This window comes from Falsiroseomonas tokyonensis (assembly GCF_019024325.1).
Lineage (GTDB): Bacteria > Pseudomonadota > Alphaproteobacteria > Acetobacterales > Acetobacteraceae > Falsiroseomonas > Falsiroseomonas tokyonensis.
The window spans coordinates 237535-254127 of the sequence record NZ_JAFNJS010000007.1 but is presented as its reverse complement, the minus strand read 5'-3'; the positions used below and the strand labels follow the sequence as shown (position 1 = coordinate 254127).

The following is a 16593-nucleotide window of genomic DNA, read 5'->3' as shown; positions in this document are numbered from 1 at the left end:
CCTACCCCTGGGCGACGCACCTTCCGACGCCCCCTGCGGCTTCGTCAGCCGTCAATCCGCCTTGCGACCAGCTCTGGGTTTGGCCGATGCTGCCGGCTGCAACGACCCTGATGCGCCCGGGCATGGCCACTACGATGGAAACTGCTGCGCCCTATCCTCGCCCGGGACTTGCCGGCGCAGGCGGCTGCCCGGCAAGGCACCGCGTGGCGCAGGGAATCCTGGGTCGGCGCGGGGTGCTTGCGATGTCGCTGGCTGCGCTGGCCGGTGGCTGCGCGCCCACGCCCGAGCCAGGAAGCAGCATGGCGGAGCCCGAGATCGTGGCGGTCGCGCCGGGTATGAACACCGTGCGCGGCAGGCTGAAGCCCTTCGATCCGGCCCATCCCTCGGTCGATTTGCGGCTGCCGCCGGGCGTGACGAAGCCGCCCCTGGTGATCCTGGTGCATGGGGGCGGTGGCGCGCGGGACCAGGCCAATGCCATGGCGCTGCTGCACGCTGATGGCGTCGCCGTGCTGGGCTTCGATGCCTACCGGATGAACGGCTTCGATCGCCACAGCGACTTCTGGATCCGGAACATGACCTACGAGGCCCGGCAGCGGATGATCTACAGCACGGCCCTCGGCGCCTACCGATGGGCCGCCACGCTCGAAAGCATCGACGTCACCCGCCTGCACCTCCACGGCCTGTCGAACGGCGCCGACGTCGTGGCGAATCTCGCCGCGGTGGTCAGTCCCGCCCATGTCCGCATGGTCTTCGCGGGGGGCTGGCGGGGGCAGGGCTTGGCCTGCCGGATCGCCTGAATGTGCCGCTGCGCGCGGTGTTCGGGACGCTCGACAACTACGCGGGCGCCACGCCGACGGATTGGCGCTGGACGCGGAAGGTCCCCTGCAGGCTGAACATGGCGGATTTCGAAGGACCACCAGGCAATGCCGCGCGCTGCAACGCCGCGCGCAACGCATCCAGCCTGACGGAGAGTCCCGCGGAGTGGGTGGCGCGCCTGCGCGGGCAGGGGGCCGATATCGACATCTGGTTCTATGAGGGCGGCGCGCACGGCATCTTCACCGGGCCGCTGCACTTCCTCACGATCGACTGGCCCGGGCGCCCGGCGCCGGCCACGATCGGCGCCACGGAGGAGGCGCGGCAGCGCCTCCTGCGGGACATGCTGGCCGTCCTGCGCGCCTGAAGGCGCGCCGCGCTCATCCGCCCCCTAGTGTCCGGGCTTGCCACTCTCCCCGGGGGAACGCTGCAGGATGACGGCAATGAGTCGTCCGAACTCGTCCACCGAGAATGGCTTTTTCAGAATCGTCATTCCGGCTGTCAGGAAGCGGCTTTGATCAGCTGCTTCCATGGCATAGCCGGTCATGAACAGCACTGGCAGATGGGGGCGGCTTTCCCGCCCGATGTCGGCAATCTGCCGGCCGTTCAGGCCCGGCAGCCCGACATCCGTGACCAGCAAATCGATCTTGCGGTTGGACTGGAGGATCGGAACCGCTTCCTTCCCATTCTGGGTCTCGATGGAATGATAGCCGAGCTCCTTCAGCGACTGGAGCACGATCAGCCGAACCGCGGGGTCATCCTCCACGACCAGCACCGTTTCACCCGTTCCACTCAGCGGCGGCTCACTTTCCACTTCCCGGGTCAGGGGAAGATCCCCGTCGTAGCGCGGCAGAAGAAGATGGATCGCGGTGCCCTTGCCCTCGTCGCTGGCGATCTGAATGTGCCCGCGCGACTGCTGGACGAAGCCGTAGATCATCGAAAGGCCCAGCCCCGTTCCCTGGCCCACCGGCTTCGTCGTGTAGAAGGGGTCGAAGACCCGCGCCAGGACCTCGGGTGGCATGCCGCAGCCCGTGTCGGCGACGCGAATCTGCACGAAATCCCCGGCGATCGCCTTCTTCGCCTCCAAGGTCTCGGGCGGGAAATGGGCATTCTGAAGCCTGATCGTCAGCTGCCCGCCCTCAGGCATCGCGTCACGTGCATTGATAGCCAGGTTGAGGATGGCGCTCTCGAGCTGGCTTTCATCGGCGAGGGCAGGCCAAAGGTCCGGATCGGCGTCGATCGTCAATTCGATGCGCTCGCCCAGCGAACGGCGCAGCAGATCCTCGACCGACCGCACCAGGGTGCTGACGTCGAGCGGCCGGCTGTCCAGGGTCTGCCGGCGCGAGAAGGCCAGCAGGCGGTGCGTCAGGGCGGCGGCACGCTGGCCCGAGGTGACGGCTGCGTCGAGGTAGCGGTCGACATCCTGCAGGCGCCCCTGCTGGATACGGCGGCGTGCCATGTCGATGCCGCCGAGGATGCCGGTGAGCATGTTGTTGAAGTCGTGCGCCAGGCCACCTGTCAGCTGGCCCACGGCCTCCATCTTCTGGCTCTGTCGAAGCTGCTCTTCCAGCAGCTTGCGCTGCGTGACGTCGCGGCCGATCCCGTAGATCGTCTCGTCCTGCACCATGGCGGTCCAGCTGACCCAGCGGTACGTGCCGTCCTTGCTGCGCAGGCGTATGTCGAAATCCGCCGTCAGCTCGCCGCGCCGCAATGCAGTGAGGTGAACGGCGAAAATCGCCAGGTCATCCGGATGCACCAGCGCGTCCATCGACGAGCCCAGCAGCTCGGAGGCCTCGAAGCCGAGCAGCGTGGTCCAGGCCGGGTTGACGGATCTCTGCAGCCCGTCCGGGCCGATCACGTTCAACAGATCGCGCGACAGGTTCCAGACCCGGTCGCGCTCCTGCGTCCGCAGCTCCACGCGTTCCTCGAGGCTCTCGGTCAGCAAGCGCAGCTGGGCCTCGGAACGCTTGATGGTGGTGACGTCGTAGATGACGCCGGCGAAGATCACGCCGCCGCCCACCGCGCGGCGGTACTCGCCCCGCGAGGCGAGCCAGCGTTCCTCGCCCGTATCGGCGCGTGTGATCCGGCACTCGTGGAAGGCGGCGCCTTCCCGGATCTGCCCGTCGCGGTTCTGGATGATCGCCTCGTCGTCCGGATGGACGACGGCGTTGATGGTGCGCACCGGCAGGGTCAGGGCGGGGCGCAGGCCCAACAGTCGGCAGAACTCCTCCGATACCTCCGCCGTGCCATAGCCGCTGAGATATTCGAAGGAGCCGACCCCGCCGGCGGTCTGGGCGATGTAGAGACGTTCCTCCACCTTCCGCTGCTCGCTGATATCGGTCAGCACGCCGGCGAAGCGCAGTGGCTTCTCCTCGTCATCCAGGTAGGTGCGGCCCCGGGCGGCGACCCAGCGCACCTCGCCCCCCACAACCACCCGGAAGTCGCGAGCGAAGACCTCCGCCCCCTGCAGGGCGCCGGCGACCGCAATCCGCATCCGCATGCGGTCGTCGTCATGGATCGGCTTGAAGAAGGCGGAAGCGGGGAGCTCGGCGGTCGCGGGCTCCAGGCCGTAGATGCTGGCGAAACGGGCATCGACGACCAGCCGGTTGGTCGCGATGTCCCATTCCCAGGCGCCAGCCGCGGCAGCCGAGACCTGCACCTGCCGCAGCCGCGCCCGCGCCTCGTCCAGCTTCGGGCGGCTGTGCTGCTGGCCCGCATGGCCGTTTGCCGGGGGAGGGCCGCCTGTCACCTCGGCCAGGGTCGCCAGGCTGAAGGCGGGCGAACCCTCGGCGTCGCGGATCGTCGTGACGCTGATCCGGTTCCAGAACCTCGTGCCGTCCTTTCGCCGGTTCAGGACCTCGGCGGTGCCCGCGCCAGTCTGCGCGACCGCGGCATGGAGTTGGTCGAGGACCGCGCGATCGGTTTCCTCGGCGTGCAGCAGGCGGTCGCTCCGGCCCATCACCTCGGCGGCCGGGAAGCCGGTCAGCGCTTCGAAGGCCGCATTGGCGTAGATGATGGTCCCGGTGGCGGAGCCTGCCTCCGTGACGGTGATGGCCATGCCGCAGCGGTCCAGGACCTCAAGCCACGGCCCTGCCAGCGCAGTCAGACGAGTGAGCGCATGTGCCGCTTCCGCGTCGGCGGTAAGCAGCGACGTCGATAACCTGGTCTCGGAGCAGTCAGCCATGACAGGACCCAACGCTGGGGAACCGGCCCGGTTTGGCCAAGGCTAGATCTCTTCGCCCATGACCTGCCGGATGAAGTCCGCGATCAGCAGGCGCAGCGCCTGGATCGAGGGCAGGTCCATCAGCATCGAGATATAGCCGCGGATGTCGTGGTTGTTGATGGCGAAGTTGATGTACAGGAACAGCACGATGCCACCGCCGGATTCGAGCCTCCGCGGCTCGAACAGCAATGATCCGTTGCTTCGGATCACCTCGGGCAGCGACATGGTCAGGGGCTGTTTCAGCATGTTGGCCATGGTGGCGAGGCAGCTGTTGAGGACGATGTTGCCGGTTTCCGCCAGCGCCTCGTTCTCGATGGCGGAGGCTTCCTCCACTGTCAGGGTTTCGCCGGCCACGGCGCGGACCATCGCCAGGCTGTTGCTTTCAGGAAAGATCAGCAGCGCGCGGCCGGAAAAGGCGCCGTCGAAATCCTGACGCACGGCCACCAGCTGCCCGTATTCACGCTCCCTTATCAGGGTGATGGCGCCGCTGCGGCTCACCACCTCCAGCGAAGGGACCGAAAGCAGCACGTGCTGGCCCACCATCTTGCGCAGGCTGACCGCGGCGCGGCTGACGCCGATATTGACCAGCTCGGTCAGGGCGTCCCGCTCCATATCCTCCAGCGTGGCGATCTGCGCCGTCATCGCGGGGCGGACCGCAGCCGGATCGCGGCGCCGGAGATGAAGCCGCGAATGCCGTCTTCCGTCACTGGCTTGGCGATGAAGGTGGCGTTGGCGGCGCGGGCGCGGGCGATGATCTCGTCCTGCACATTCGCCGTCGCGACCGCCAGCGGCATGGTCGGGAAGCGGGCGCGCAGTTCCTCCACCAGGGTCAGCCCGTCGCGTCCCGGCATGTTGAAATCGACGATGGCGAGGCTGACCGGCTGGGCCTCCACGACCGCGACCGCTTCATCGGCATTGCCCGCCTCGACCCGCATCCAGCCTGGCTGCAGCGCGGCGATCGCCTTGCCCACCACGATCCGGGCCAGCTTGCTGTCATCGACGATCAGCACCGTCGTAGCCATGAAAAACGTCTCCTGCAGGTCACGGCATGGGGAAACCGTTGGGGCCTTATAGATTGGACGGCCGGGCCTGTCTCTCCACCGCAAGGGCCGGCAGCAGCAGATCGCGCAGGAAGGGCGAGGGGGGCAGGCCGGTCAGGCTGGGCTTCAGGGCGAGAAGGGCCTGTACCACGGCCGCGTGCAGCGCCTCGCAGGCGGAAAGGTCCACGGGCCTGGCCTCGCCGGTCTGCAGCAGAATCGTCAGCGCATCTGCATCCTCGAGGTGGCAGGCGCCTTCCAGGCGGATGACGGTATCGTCGAGCCGGACCGTCATGCGACGAGCTCCGCCAGGTCAAGGACCATCAGCACACCTCCATCCGCCAGCAGGGTCGTGCCCATCAGCCCCGGTGCCTGGGCCAGCAGGCCCCCCATGGGACGCAATGCGGCATCCATGCGATCGACGAAGGCATCAACGGCGAAGCCTACCTGTTGGCCGCGAACCGTGGCAATGACAACGCGTTCACCCTGCCCCGCTGCTGCCGCGCCGCCTGCGCCGACCAGGTCAGCCAGCCTGACTAGCGGCAGCACCTGGTCGCGAAGCTGGAAGGCCCGCCCGGACCGGATCGGCACGACGCGGTCCGGCGTCAGGCGCGCCGTCTCGACCACCGCATCCAGCGGCAGGCCATAGGTTTCTGTGCCGCAGGCGACCACGAGGATCCGGACCAGCGCCATGGCAAGCGGCAGGCGGAACTGCACCTGCGTTCCCTGTCCGGGAGTGCTGGTCACGGCGACCTTGCCGCCGAGGCCGGCGGCGGCGGAGCGCACCACATCCATGCCGACCCCGCGGCCCGAAAGCGTGGTGACGGAAGCGGCGGTGGAGAAGCCCGGGGCGAAGATCAGGTCGATCGCGGCCGCGTCGTCCAGCCTGGCGGCCTCCTCCGGCGCCAGCAGGCCCCGCTGCAGGGCCAGGTCCCGGATGGTGACAGGATCGATGCCGGCGCCATCATCCGTCACCTCGATGACCACCTGGTCGCCGTCCACGCGCGCGGCCAGGCGGATCTGGCCGGCTTCCGGCTTGCCGGCGCGGCGGCGCCTTGCGGGGTCCTCGATGCCATGGTCCAGCGCATTGCGCAGGACGTGCAGCAAGGGGTCCGCCAGCGCGTCCACCACCGCCTTGTCGACCTCGACCTCCCCGCCCACCACCTCCAGCGCCGCTATCTTGCTTAGGGAGCCCGCAATGTCGCGCACCAGGCGGGGGAAGCGGGCGAAGAGCGGCGCGAGCGGCACCAGGCGCACCCGCCCGATCGTGGCGTGCAGATCGCCCGCCAGGCGGTCGAGCCGCGCCTGCCTGGCGCGCAGCGCCTGGCCCAGCGCGTGGCCGCCCGGCAGCGCTTCGACCTGGGCGGCGAGCCCCGCCAGCCCCGCCTTGGCAATGACCAGGTCGTCCGCGAGGGCCGCCAGCCGGTCGAGCCGCGCCGCATCCACCCGCAGGCTGCGCCGCGCACCCCCACCCTGCTCCGGGGCAACTTCCCCTGGGGTGACGTCCCCTGGGGCGACCTCCTCAGGGGCGACCGCCTCCCGGTCAACCGCCTTCGGGACGACGAGATCGGCGAACTGCACCTGATCGGCGACCAGCCGGAAGCCCGCCTCGACCTCCGCCCGCGGCGCCGCCGAGACGGCCTCGACGACCAGGTTGCAGGTGAAGGGATCGTAGGGTTCGGAAGGGTCCCAGGGCGCGCGCAGCGAGACGCGCAGCGCCGTCAGCCGCGGGATGGCGGAGGCGATGGCGATCGGGTCGTCGCCAAGGTAGAAGCAGTCCTCGCGCGGCACGTAGCGCAGGGCGGTGCCGGCGAGCCCGGCGAATTCCGCCGGAATGGTCCAGGCGGCCCCCGCGGGCGGCGCCTCGGTCGGCGCCTCTTCGCGAATGTGCCCGGCCAGCGCCTGGCCAATGGCGGTCGCATCGGCGGGCAGCCGTCCGTGCCGTTCCAGCGAATCCAGCCAGCGATCCACCTGGTCCAGCATCGCCACCAGCGCATCGAGGTCTCCGGCGGCGCCGTCGCGGATGGCGGTCAGCCGGTCCTCGGCGGCATGCAGCAGCCGGCCCATGGCCTCCAGATCGAACAGGCCGGTCGAACCCTTCAGCGTGTGCAGAGCGCGGAAGCAGGCCTCCATCGCGGCTGCGTCCCCCGGTTGCAGCGCCAGTGCCGAAAGCCCGCGCGCCGCCTCGGCGACCAGCTCGCGTCCCTCCACCAGGAACTGGGCCATCAGCTCCTGGCTCATGCGTCGGCGGGCCGCTGGAACACCGTCGCGTCCTCGAAACGGCAGATCTCGAAGCGGGGGCTGATGCGGCTCATGGACTCGGTGTGGCCGAGGCAGAGGAAGCCGCCGGGCGCCAGCCGGTCATACAGCGTGCCGGCCGCGAGCAGCCGGGACTCGTCGTCGAAGTAGATCAGCACGTTGCGGCAGAAGATCACGTCGAAGACCCCATGCACGGCCATGCTCGCGGCATCGACCAGGTTGGCGGGGGCGAAGCTCACCGATTCCCGCAGGTCACGGATGATCCGCCGCCGGTGCCGCCGGACCGGTTCGAAATAGCAGTCGCGCAGCCTGGGCGGCAGCCGGGACAGGGCGCGCTCGCCGTACAGGCCTTCCCGCGCCGCTTCCAGCGCGCGCGTGTCGATGTCGGAGCCGATGATCTCGATGTTGTAGGCATCGACCAGGCGCCAGTTCTCCAGCAGCCAGATGGCGATGGAATAGGCCTCCTCCCCGGTCGAGCAGGGCAGGGACCAGATGCGGATCTTGTCGCCCGGCCGCCGCGTGGCGATCAGCGCCGGCAGCAGCGCCCGGGACAGGCAGGCCAGCTGGTGCTCCTCGCGGTAGAAATAGGTTTCGTTGATCGTGAAGGCATTCACCAGCGTCTCGCGCTCCGTCGCATCGCTGCGCAGGTGGCCGAGATAGCTGGCGAAGTCGCCGATGCCCGTGGCGGTGTAGCGCTCCGCGAGCCGCCGCTCGATGTAGTAGCGCTTGGTCTCACCGAACAGCATGCCGGTCTGGCGGTAGACGAACGCACTGAGGCGCTGCAGCTGCTCGGCAGTCAGGCGTGCGGCCCCGGTCATGGCACTGCGACCAGCGCCGCCAGGCGCGCGGCGATGGCTTCGAGCGGCGCGACCAGGCCGGCGCCGCCCGCCTTCACCAGCTCGCCGGGCATGCCCCAGACCGCGGCGGTGTCCTCCGCCTCCGCGATGGTGCGCCCGCCCGCCTGGTGCAGCGCGGCCATGGCGGCGGCGCCGTCATTGCCCATGCCGGTCATCAGCACGCCGATCAGCTGTTGCGGCGGCAGATGGGCCATGGCGCTGGTCACCAGGCGATCGACGCTGGGATGCCAGCGATGGGCCGGACCGGCCGGCGCCGGCAGGACGATGGGGCCGCCGGCGCGCAGGCTGACCATCATATCCGCATCGCCGCGGGCGATATGCACGACGCCGGGCGTGATCGGCATCGGGCGGGTGACCTCCGTCACCTGCAGCGCGCAGAGGTCATCGAGGCGCCGGGCGAGGGAGGCGGTGAAGGCGGCCGGCATGTGCTGGGCCACCAGGATCGGCCAGGGGAAGCTGGCCGGCAGCGGCGCCAGCACCGCCTCCAGCGCCGGCGGGCCGCCGGTGGAGGTGCCGATGATCACGAGGCCCGGCAGCGCGCCGCCCGCCGCCGGCAGAGTGCCGCCCGCCCCCGGCGGGGCGGACACGGGCGGGGCGGACACGGGCGGGGCCGGCCGGGGCGCGGGCGTGCGGGCCCGAAGACGCTCCGCCAGCCGGTGCGAGCGGCGCAGGCGGATCTGGCTGGCGGCGCGCACCCTCTCGATGAGGAGGGGCGCGAAATCGTCGATGGCGAGCGAGACCACGCCGCCCGGCTTCGGCACGAAATCCACCGCGCCCAGATCCAGCGCTTCCAGCGTCGCCTCGGCGCCTTCCGAGGTCAGGGCGGATACCATGACCACCGGGCAGGGGCGCTCCACCATGATCCGGTCGAGGCAGCGCAGCCCATCCATCCGCGGCATCTGCACATCGAGCGTGACGACATCTGGCCGGAAGGCATGCAGCTGGACCAGCGCCTCCGTTCCGTCGCGCGCGAAGGCCAGCTCGAAACCGCCATCCGCCTCGAAGGCCCTGCCCAGGACCCGGCGCATCAGCGCGGAATCATCGACGATCAGGATCCTGATCATGCGGTGGAGGGGCTCGCCGCCAGGTCCCGCAGCAGGTCGGCCTCCGCCTGGTTCAGCAGCGCCGCCGGGTCGATCAGCAGGATCACGCGGCCATCGCGTTCGATGGCGCGGTCGAACTGGCCGGCACCGGTGCCCGCCAGCTGCGGCGCCGGCAGGATGTCCTCCGCCGCGACTTCCAGGATTTCCGTCACCGCATCCACCGTGAAGCCGGCCTGCAGCCCGCCCAGGGTGAGGACGATGATGCGCTCCGCCGCCTCGCTGTCGCCCGCCAGGCCGAAGCGGCGGCGCTGGTCGATGACCGGGATCACGCGACCGCGCAGGTTCAGCAGGCCCCGCACGTAATCCGGCGCCTTCGGCAGGCGCACCAGCGTATCGGGCCGGCGCACCACCTCATCGACGGCGCCGATCGGCAGGCCGTAGCTTTCGCTGCCGAGGCGGATCACCAGCAGGCGTTCGCGCGCCACGGCGAGGGGGGATGCCGCGGTCGCCATGCTCTCATCCTTCTGCTGATCCACCGCCGCCAGCTGCGCCGCGACGCGGTCATCGGCGAGGAGGCCGGCGGGCGAGAGGATCGCCACCACGCCGCGCCCATCCGCCTGGCGCAGCACCCGGTCGATGCGCGCCTCGCCGCCGCCCGTGTTGAACAGGCTCGGCGCTGGGCCCAGGCGGTCGGGCGCCACGCGCAGGATGGTGCTGATGCGGTCCACCACCAGCGCCATGCGCTGGCCCACCACCTGCGTCACCACGACCTGCTCCCGGCCCGTGGGCGGCCGGTGCGGCAGGCCGAGCAGCAGGCGCAACGACAGGGCCGGCAGCACCGCATCGCGCAGGGTGAAGACGCCCAGCAGGATCTCCTCGGTCTGCGGCAGGGCGGCGATGAAGCCGGGCAGGGCCAGCACCTCCGCCACGCTGTCGAGCGGCAGCGCGAAATCCTGGCCCGCGAGGGTGAATGCCAGGAAGGCCTGGTCCCGCCGGGCGGGGGCGGCCGGGCCCGTCCCTACCTGCAGGCCTGGTGCGGCGCGGCCCCTGGCAGCGCGGGCCGTCATGGCGAAGCGCGCGCGCAGGATCGCCGCCAGGTCCAGCGCCTCGGCGTCCTCCCCGTCTTCCAGCAGCAGCCGGGCCTGCACCGGCGGTGCCGGCCCGTCCAGGGCCAGGAAGGATTCGACGGCATCGACGGCCAGGCCGAGCGGCGGGTCGTGGCGCAGCACCACGATGCGCTCCACCGAGGCCTCCACCGAAGCCTCCACCGGAGCATCCACTGGGGCCGCCGCATCCAGCAACTGGCGCAGCGACAGCACCGGCAGCACCGTGCCGCGCAGCGGCATGATGCCCAGCAGCCCCGGCGGGCCATTCGGCACGCGGGTCATCCGGGGCGGGCGGATCACTTCCGCCACGCCGCTGCCCGCCAGCGCCAGGCGCATCCCGCCCGCCCGCACTGTCAGCCTGTGGCTGGGCACGGCCCTAGCGATCCGGCGCCTGCTGCAGCTCATGCGCCAGCAGGGCGATCTCCTCGATCGCGACGGCCAGGTCCTCGGCGGTCTGCGACTGCTCGCGCGCCGCCGCCGCCGCCTGGGTCGCAGCCCCGCTCGCCTGTTCGGCCGCCGAGGCGATCTGGCCGATGCCGGACAGCACCTCCGCACTCGCCGCCACGATGGTCCGGCTGGTGCGGGCGAGATCCTCGGCGCCGGTCTGCAGGTTCTGGCTATCCTGGGCCACCAGGCCCAGCCGCTCCTCCAGGGTCTGGTTCCGCTGGATCTCGGCCTCCGAGATCAGCGCGATCTGGTCGACCTCGCGCCGCACCCGGGCGATGCGGGCGACGATCGCGACCAGGAGGTCCTTCACCGATTCCGCGTTCTGCGCCGCGTCGCGGGCCAGCGTCCGGACATCGCCCGAGACCACGGCGAAGCCACGACCGGCCTCGCCGGCGCGCGCCGCCTCCACCCCACCGCTGGTCGCCAGCATCGTCGTCTGCACGGCGATCAGGCCCAGGCCATCGACCACGCGGCCTACCGCGGTCGCCTGTGTCTCCAGCCCCTCGATCAGCGCCTGCACGTCCTTGTTGCCGGCAACCGCCCTGGCCACGCCCTCGGCGAGGCCCGCGACGGCCAGCCGGCCCTCGGCCAGCTGCGCCTGGATCGCCGCCACCCGGGCCACCTGCGCGCGCGCGCTGGCATCAAAGCTGCGCGCGGTGGTCTCGATCTGCGTCATGGCGGTGCCTGCCTGCTGCGTCGCCGCCGCCTGCAGCTGGGCGCCACGGCTGATCTGCTCGATGGCGACCAGGATCTCGCTCGCCGAACCGGACAGCTCCTGCACCGTCGCCGAGAATTCCTCGGCGGCCGCGGCCGAGCCCTGCGCTGGCTCCATGCCCGTGCCGCGGACCAGGCGGTCCGCCATCTCGGCCAGCGCGGCCGCGGCGGACTGGCTCTGGTCGAGCGCCGTGGCCTGCTGTTCGACCGCCGCCTGGGCCTGCGCGGTGGCCGCGGCCTGTTCCTCCGCGGCGCTGGAGATGATCTCGGATCCCTTGCGCGCCTCGCTGATGGCGGTGACGGCATCGACGGCGGCACTGAGGATGGACTGGCTTTCCTCGCCCAATGCGGCCATCTCGCTGCGGATCGAGACCAGCGTGGTGCCGACCCGCGCGGCGGCCTGGGCCTCGGCCTCCGCCACCGCCGCGGCCTCCCGCAGGCGGCCGGCCACGTCGCGCACCGAGGCGGCGATGGAATCGGCCAGGGTCTTGATGTCCAGCGACCGCTGCTCCGCCGCCTGGGCCAGGGCGCGGATCTCGTCCGCGATCACGGCGAAGCCGCGGCCCTCATCGCCCGCGCGCGCCGCCTCGATCGCCGCGTTCAGCGCAAGCAGGTTGGTCTGGTCGGCGATATCCGCGACGCTCCGGGTGATCTCGCCGATCCGGGCGGCATGCGCCTCCAGCGCCCCCACCACCTCGACCACCGCCAATTGCCGCTGCGCATTCGCGCCCACGGCGTGGATCGAGGCATCGATCGCGGCGGCGGACTGGCTCAGCAGCGCCTGCAGCGCATCGGTGCGCTGGCGCGAGGTCTCCGCCAGCTCGCGCGCCTGCTCGAAGGCCGCGGCCATGCCGACCACGGCGGCCAGCGATTCATGGGCCGCGCCGGCAGCTTCCTCCGCGCCCGAGGCGATCATGGTCAGCGAGCCGCGGAGCTCCTCCACGGCGCTGGCCGCTTCGGTGATGCCGCCGGCCAGCTCCAGGCTGGCGGCGGCCATACGGTCGCCGGCATTGTCCTGCCCGGCGGCGGGCTTGCGCCGTGGCGGGGATTTCGGCGCGGGGCGTTGGCTGTCCGGGGAGGGGGCCCCCGGGACCTTCAAGCGGCCCGTCAGCGTCGTCGTCTTCACCAGCGCCATTGTTCATCCAGGATGCGACGAGGTTGCCAAGTGCCGACCGTTCCCCACCTCCGATCCGTGCGGCGTGGTCAGGCAGCCCTCTCCTATCTTGTTTGCGGCGGCGTGACGAGCGGTACCGGCCCTGGCCGGAGGCCAGGTCGCGAAGATCATCATGGCGCGCAGGACGCGGCGCGGAAGGAAGGGGCGATCATTCGGCAGGCCGTCGGCGCGTGCTGCCCAGGGACAGGGCGCTTGCCAGGTCGTGGAACGCATGGCTAGGCTGGCTGCACATGGTCCGTTTCATCCTGCGCCGGTTCACCGTCGCGATCCTGGTGGCCCTGACGGTCTTGACGCTGAGCTTCCTGCTCACGCGCCTTTCGGGCGACCTTGCCATTTCCATCGCCGGGCCGAATGCGACGCAGCAGGATGTGGAACTGATCCGCCAGGCCTATGGGCTGAACCGGCCGCTGGCACAGCAATACTTCGATTGGCTGCTGCGCGCCGTGCAGGGCGATTTCGGCGAGAGCTACTTCTTCAAGGACCGCGTCGCGAACCTCATCGCTCACCGCCTGCCCATCACGCTGACACTCGGCCTTGTCGGGCTGGCGCTGGCGCTGGTGGTGGCGCTGCCGCTCGGCATCATCGCGGCGGTGCGGGAAGGCAGCTACGTGGATCGCGGCGTGATGCTGGTGGCGCTGGTGGGCCAGGCCATGCCCTCCTTCTGGCTCGGGCTGATCCTGATGGTGGTGCTGGGGCTGAACCTTGGCTGGCTGCCGATCTCGGGCACGGGCGGGTGGGAGTACTACGTGATGCCCGGCATCGTGCTGTCCTTCTCCGCCATCCCGTCCCTGATGCGCCTGACGCGCAGCGGGATGATCGAGGCGTTGTCGTCGGACTACATCCGCACGGCGCGTGCCAAGGGGCTGTCCCGCCTCTCCATCCTGGTGAAGCACGGCTTCCGGAATGCGGCGATCCCGGTTGTGTCCATTGCCGCCGTGCAGCTGGGCTTCATGCTGGGTGGCTCCATCGTGATTGAGACCGTTTTCGCCATGCATGGCGTCGGCTACCTGGCCTGGGAGAGCATCAGCAAGAACGACTTTCCCGTGGTGCAGGCGGTGATCCTGGTGCTGGCGCTGATCTATATCGCGCTGACCCTGCTGGCGGATCTGCTGAACGCGGTGCTCGATCCGCGGCTGCGCACCTCATGAGCGGGGCCGTCCTGCCCGGCAGCGGCGCCACGCGGCGGCTGCTGCGCAACGCCACCTTCGTGATCGGCGCGCTGATCGTGGGCCTGGTGGTGGTGGTGGCGATCGTCGCGCCCTGGATCGCGCCCTATGATCCCTACGCCATCGACCTCGGCCGGCGCCTGGTGCCGCCCGCCTGGATGGAGGGTGGCACGCCGGCCAATTGGCTGGGCACGGACCAGCTGGGGCGGGACTATCTGTCGCGGCTGATCTATGGCGCGCGGATTTCGCTGATCATCGGCGTCGCCACCGTCATCACCTCCGGCGTCATCGGCACCACGCTCGGCGTGCTGGGCGGCTTCTATGGTGGGCGGGTGGATGATGTCGTGATGTTCCTGATCACGGCGCGGCTTTCCATTCCCGTCGTGCTGGTGGCGCTGGCCGTGGCGGGGCTGTTGGGGACCAGCTTCCTGCTGGTGATCCTGGTGCTCGGCCTGCTGCTGTGGGACCGCTTCGCCGTCGTCGCACGCTCCACCACCATGCAACTGCGCACGCTGGATTATGTCAGCGCGGCCTGGTGCGCCGGTTCCTCCCACGCCAGCGTGCTGCTGCGGGAAATCCTGCCCAATATCGCGACGCATCTGGCCGTTGTGGCGACGCTGGAAATGGCGCTGGCCATCCTGCTGGAGGCGGCGCTGTCCTTCCTCGGCCTCGGCGTGCCGGCGCCGCTGCCATCCTGGGGCCTGATGATCTCGGAGGCGAAGGAATACATGTTCTTCACCCCCTGGGTCATCCTGGTGCCGGGCGTCGCGCTGTTTGTGCTGGTCTTCGGCGTGAACCTGCTGGGGGATGCGCTGCGCGACATGCTCGGCACGGACCTTACGCGGTGACCGCACTTCTCGAGGTGCAGGATCTGCGCGTGACTTTCGGCGGCACCGCCGCGGTGCGCGGGGCTTCGCTGGCGGTCCGGAAGGGGGAGACGCATTGCCTGGTCGGCGAAAGCGGCTGCGGCAAATCCGTCACCTCGCTCGCCATCATGGGGCTTTTGGCGCGCGGCGGGCAACGGGAGGCCTCGGCGCTGCGCTTCGCCGGGCAGGAGATCGGCGGGCTGGATGAGCGCGCGATGTCCCGCCTGCGCGGCGACCGCATGGCGATGATCTTCCAGGAACCGATGACCAGCCTGAACCCCGCCTATACGGTGGGCAGCCAGATGACGGAGGTGCTGCGCCGCCACCGCGGCGCGACTCGCGCCCAGGCGGTGGACCGCGCCGCGGAGCTGCTGGGCCGTGTCGGCATCACCGCGCCCGGGCTGCGGCTCGGGCAGTTCCCGCACCAGCTTTCGGGCGGGTTGCGGCAGCGGGTGATGATCGCCATGGCGCTGATGTGCGACCCCGAATTGCTGATCGCGGACGAGCCCACCACGGCGCTGGACGTGACGGTGCAGGCGCAGATCCTGCGGCTTCTGGCCGGGCTGCAACGCGACCTCGGCCTCGGCATCCTGCTGATCACGCATGACCTCGGTGTGGTCGCGCGCATCGCCGACCGCGTCTCCGTCATGTATGCGGGCGAGGTCGTGGAATCCGCGCCGACGGCGGAGCTTTTCGCCCATCCGCGCCACCCCTATACGCGCGGCCTGCTGGCCTGCGTGCCGGTGCCGGGCAAGGTGAAGCGCGGCGATCCGCTGGGCAGCATCCCCGGCGTGGTGCCGCGCATTCCGCCCGGTTTTGCGGGCTGCGCCTTCCGCGATCGCTGCGACTACGCCCACGCCGCCTGCACGGGCCCGATCCCGCGCCATCAGGCGGGGCCGGGGCATGAGGTGCTGTGCACGCTGGACCTGGCCGCATGACGCCGGCCATCGAGGTGCGCGACCTGCGCCGCATCTTCAATGTCCGCCAGGGCCTTTTCGCGCCGCCGCGCCAGGTGCGCGCGGTGGATGGCGTCTCCTTCGCCGTGCCACCGGGCAGCGTGCTCGGCGTGGTGGGGGAAAGCGGCTGCGGCAAATCCACGCTGGCCCGCATGATCCTCGGCCTGCTGCCGCCAACATCCGGGGAGGTGCTGGTAGATGGCCAGCGGCTTTCCGCGATGGACCGCAAGGCGCGCGCGCGGCTGATCCAGCCGGTGTTCCAGGACCCCTTCTCCTCGCTCAACCCACGCCGCCGGGTGCAGGACATCGTGGCGATGCCGCTGGTGGCGCAGGGGGATATCGACCGCGCGACGGTGGCGCGGCGGGTGGCGGAGGCGCTGGAACGCGCGGGGCTTTCCGCGGAACAGGGCGGGCGCTTCCCGTCCCAGCTATCCGGCGGCCAGCGGCAGCGCGTGGCCATCGCCCGCGCGCTGGTGCTGCGGCCGCGCATCGTCATCTGCGACGAACCGACCAGCGCGCTCGACGTCTCCGTGCAGGCGCAGATCCTGAACCTGCTGGATGAGCTGCGCCGCGACCTTGGCCTGACCTATCTGTTCATCAGCCATAACCTGGCGGTGGTCGAACACGTGGCCAGCGAGGTGGCCGTGATGTATCTCGGCCGCATCGTGGAGCGGCAGGAAAGCGAGGCCCTGTTCGCCAATCCGCGCCACCCCTACACCCAGGCGCTGCTCGCCAGCGTGCTGACGCCGGAACCCGGGCTCGGCGTGCCGGATGTGGGCCTCGGCGACATCATGCCGGACCCGGCCAACGTGCCGCCCGGCTGCCGCTTCCATCCGCGCTGCCCAAAAGTCTTCGCGCCCTGCGCGACGGAGGTGCCGAGGCCCACCACCTCCGCGGCGGGCCTCGTCGAATGTCACCTGGAAGGGTAAGGC

At 70.6% G+C, this 16593-nt stretch carries 15 protein-coding genes; 6 read left to right on the top strand and 9 right to left on the bottom strand.

The genetic code is table 11. From position 1 onward, the window contains the following. The first annotated feature begins 299 nt into the window (after positions 1–299). Both J3S20_RS22565 and J3S20_RS22560 read left to right on the top strand, forming a co-directional pair. Entirely contained in the window at positions 300–797 is a 498-nt protein-coding gene (locus tag J3S20_RS22565; RefSeq protein WP_216838806.1) for an alpha/beta hydrolase family protein, read from the top strand. A gap of 2 nt (positions 798–799) precedes the next feature. Continuing rightward, positions 800–1180 carry a hypothetical protein gene (locus J3S20_RS22560; RefSeq protein WP_216838805.1) on the top strand — a complete coding sequence of 127 codons (381 nt, stop codon included), beginning with the start codon at positions 800–802 and terminating at the stop codon, positions 1178–1180. A gap of 24 nt (positions 1181–1204) precedes the next feature. Here J3S20_RS22560 and J3S20_RS22555 read toward each other — a convergent pair whose 3' ends face one another. The 9 genes from J3S20_RS22555 to J3S20_RS22515 form a co-directional block, all read right to left on the bottom strand. Then, positions 1205–3871 carry a hybrid sensor histidine kinase/response regulator gene (locus J3S20_RS22555; RefSeq protein WP_216838804.1) on the bottom strand — a complete coding sequence of 889 codons (2667 nt, stop codon included), beginning with the start codon at positions 3869–3871 and terminating at the stop codon, positions 1205–1207. A gap of 168 nt (positions 3872–4039) precedes the next feature. Next, the gene (locus tag J3S20_RS22550; RefSeq protein ID WP_216838803.1) at positions 4040–4678 is read right to left on the bottom strand and encodes a chemotaxis protein CheX; all 639 of its coding nucleotides are present in this window, start codon (positions 4676–4678) and stop codon (positions 4040–4042) included. After that, positions 4675–5058 carry a response regulator transcription factor gene (locus tag J3S20_RS22545; RefSeq protein WP_216838802.1) on the bottom strand — a complete coding sequence of 128 codons (384 nt, stop codon included), beginning with the start codon at positions 5056–5058 and terminating at the stop codon, positions 4675–4677. Before J3S20_RS22545 ends, J3S20_RS22550 begins: the two co-directional genes overlap by 4 nt. Before the next feature lie 46 nt (positions 5059–5104). Then, positions 5105–5368, bottom strand: a complete 264-nt coding sequence (locus J3S20_RS22540) for a hypothetical protein (protein ID WP_216838801.1) — start codon at positions 5366–5368, stop codon at positions 5105–5107. After that, positions 5365–7314, bottom strand: a complete 1950-nt coding sequence (locus J3S20_RS22535; RefSeq protein ID WP_216838800.1) for a chemotaxis protein CheA — start codon at positions 7312–7314, stop codon at positions 5365–5367. The genes J3S20_RS22540 and J3S20_RS22535 overlap by 4 nt, the downstream gene beginning before the upstream one ends. After that, a complete protein-coding gene (locus tag J3S20_RS22530; protein ID WP_216838799.1) occupies positions 7311–8150 on the bottom strand; it encodes a CheR family methyltransferase in 840 nt (279 codons plus the stop codon). The genes J3S20_RS22535 and J3S20_RS22530 overlap by 4 nt, the downstream gene beginning before the upstream one ends. Further along, the gene (gene cheB / locus J3S20_RS22525) at positions 8147–9253 is read right to left on the bottom strand and encodes a chemotaxis-specific protein-glutamate methyltransferase CheB (RefSeq protein WP_216838798.1); all 1107 of its coding nucleotides are present in this window, start codon (positions 9251–9253) and stop codon (positions 8147–8149) included. The genes J3S20_RS22530 and cheB overlap by 4 nt, the downstream gene beginning before the upstream one ends. Further along, entirely contained in the window at positions 9250–10710 is a 1461-nt protein-coding gene (locus J3S20_RS22520; protein WP_216838797.1) for a chemotaxis protein CheW, read from the bottom strand. Before J3S20_RS22520 ends, cheB begins: the two co-directional genes overlap by 4 nt. A 4-nt stretch (positions 10711–10714) precedes the next feature. Beyond that, complete coding sequence (locus J3S20_RS22515) at positions 10715–12634, bottom strand: methyl-accepting chemotaxis protein (protein ID WP_216838796.1); 1920 nt, start codon at positions 12632–12634, stop codon at positions 10715–10717. 269 nt (positions 12635–12903) lie between these two features. On the opposite strand from J3S20_RS22515, the gene J3S20_RS22510 reads away from it, so the two are divergent. From J3S20_RS22510 to J3S20_RS22495, 4 genes are read left to right on the top strand one after another with little or no spacing between them, the layout of a single operon-like run. Then, a complete protein-coding gene (locus J3S20_RS22510) occupies positions 12904–13821 on the top strand; it encodes an ABC transporter permease (RefSeq protein WP_216838795.1) in 918 nt (305 codons plus the stop codon). Further along, positions 13818–14687: an ABC transporter permease gene (locus tag J3S20_RS22505; RefSeq protein ID WP_216838794.1), complete on the top strand. Its 870-nt coding sequence runs from the start codon at positions 13818–13820 to the stop codon at positions 14685–14687. The genes J3S20_RS22510 and J3S20_RS22505 overlap by 4 nt, the downstream gene beginning before the upstream one ends. After that, positions 14684–15643 (top strand): ABC transporter ATP-binding protein, encoded by a 960-nt coding sequence (locus tag J3S20_RS22500; RefSeq protein WP_216838793.1) that lies wholly within the window; start codon positions 14684–14686, stop codon positions 15641–15643. Before J3S20_RS22505 ends, J3S20_RS22500 begins: the two co-directional genes overlap by 4 nt. Beyond that, positions 15640–16590 (top strand): ABC transporter ATP-binding protein, encoded by a 951-nt coding sequence (locus J3S20_RS22495; RefSeq protein ID WP_216838792.1) that lies wholly within the window; start codon positions 15640–15642, stop codon positions 16588–16590. The genes J3S20_RS22500 and J3S20_RS22495 overlap by 4 nt, the downstream gene beginning before the upstream one ends. Positions 16591–16593: the final 3 nt, after the last annotated feature.

Coding starts and splice junctions, on each gene's coding strand:
- J3S20_RS22565 (WP_216838806.1), top strand. CDS start 300: ATGGCGGAGCCCGAGATCGTGGCGGTCGCGCCGGGTATGAACACCGTG.
- J3S20_RS22550 (WP_216838803.1), bottom strand. CDS start 4,678: ATGACGGCGCAGATCGCCACGCTGGAGGATATGGAGCGGGACGCCCTG.
- J3S20_RS22510 (WP_216838795.1), top strand. CDS start 12,904: ATGGTCCGTTTCATCCTGCGCCGGTTCACCGTCGCGATCCTGGTGGCC.
- J3S20_RS22535 (WP_216838800.1), bottom strand. CDS start 7,314: ATGAGCCAGGAGCTGATGGCCCAGTTCCTGGTGGAGGGACGCGAGCTG.
- J3S20_RS22515 (WP_216838796.1), bottom strand. CDS start 12,634: ATGGCGCTGGTGAAGACGACGACGCTGACGGGCCGCTTGAAGGTCCCG.
- J3S20_RS22540 (WP_216838801.1), bottom strand. CDS start 5,368: ATGACGGTCCGGCTCGACGATACCGTCATCCGCCTGGAAGGCGCCTGC.
- J3S20_RS22545 (WP_216838802.1), bottom strand. CDS start 5,058: ATGGCTACGACGGTGCTGATCGTCGATGACAGCAAGCTGGCCCGGATC.
- J3S20_RS22555 (WP_216838804.1), bottom strand. CDS start 3,871: ATGGCCATCACCGTCACGGAGGCAGGCTCCGCCACCGGGACCATCATC.
- J3S20_RS22530 (WP_216838799.1), bottom strand. CDS start 8,150: ATGACCGGGGCCGCACGCCTGACTGCCGAGCAGCTGCAGCGCCTCAGT.
- J3S20_RS22505 (WP_216838794.1), top strand. CDS start 13,818: ATGAGCGGGGCCGTCCTGCCCGGCAGCGGCGCCACGCGGCGGCTGCTG.
- cheB (WP_216838798.1), bottom strand. CDS start 9,253: ATGATCAGGATCCTGATCGTCGATGATTCCGCGCTGATGCGCCGGGTC.
- J3S20_RS22495 (WP_216838792.1), top strand. CDS start 15,640: ATGACGCCGGCCATCGAGGTGCGCGACCTGCGCCGCATCTTCAATGTC.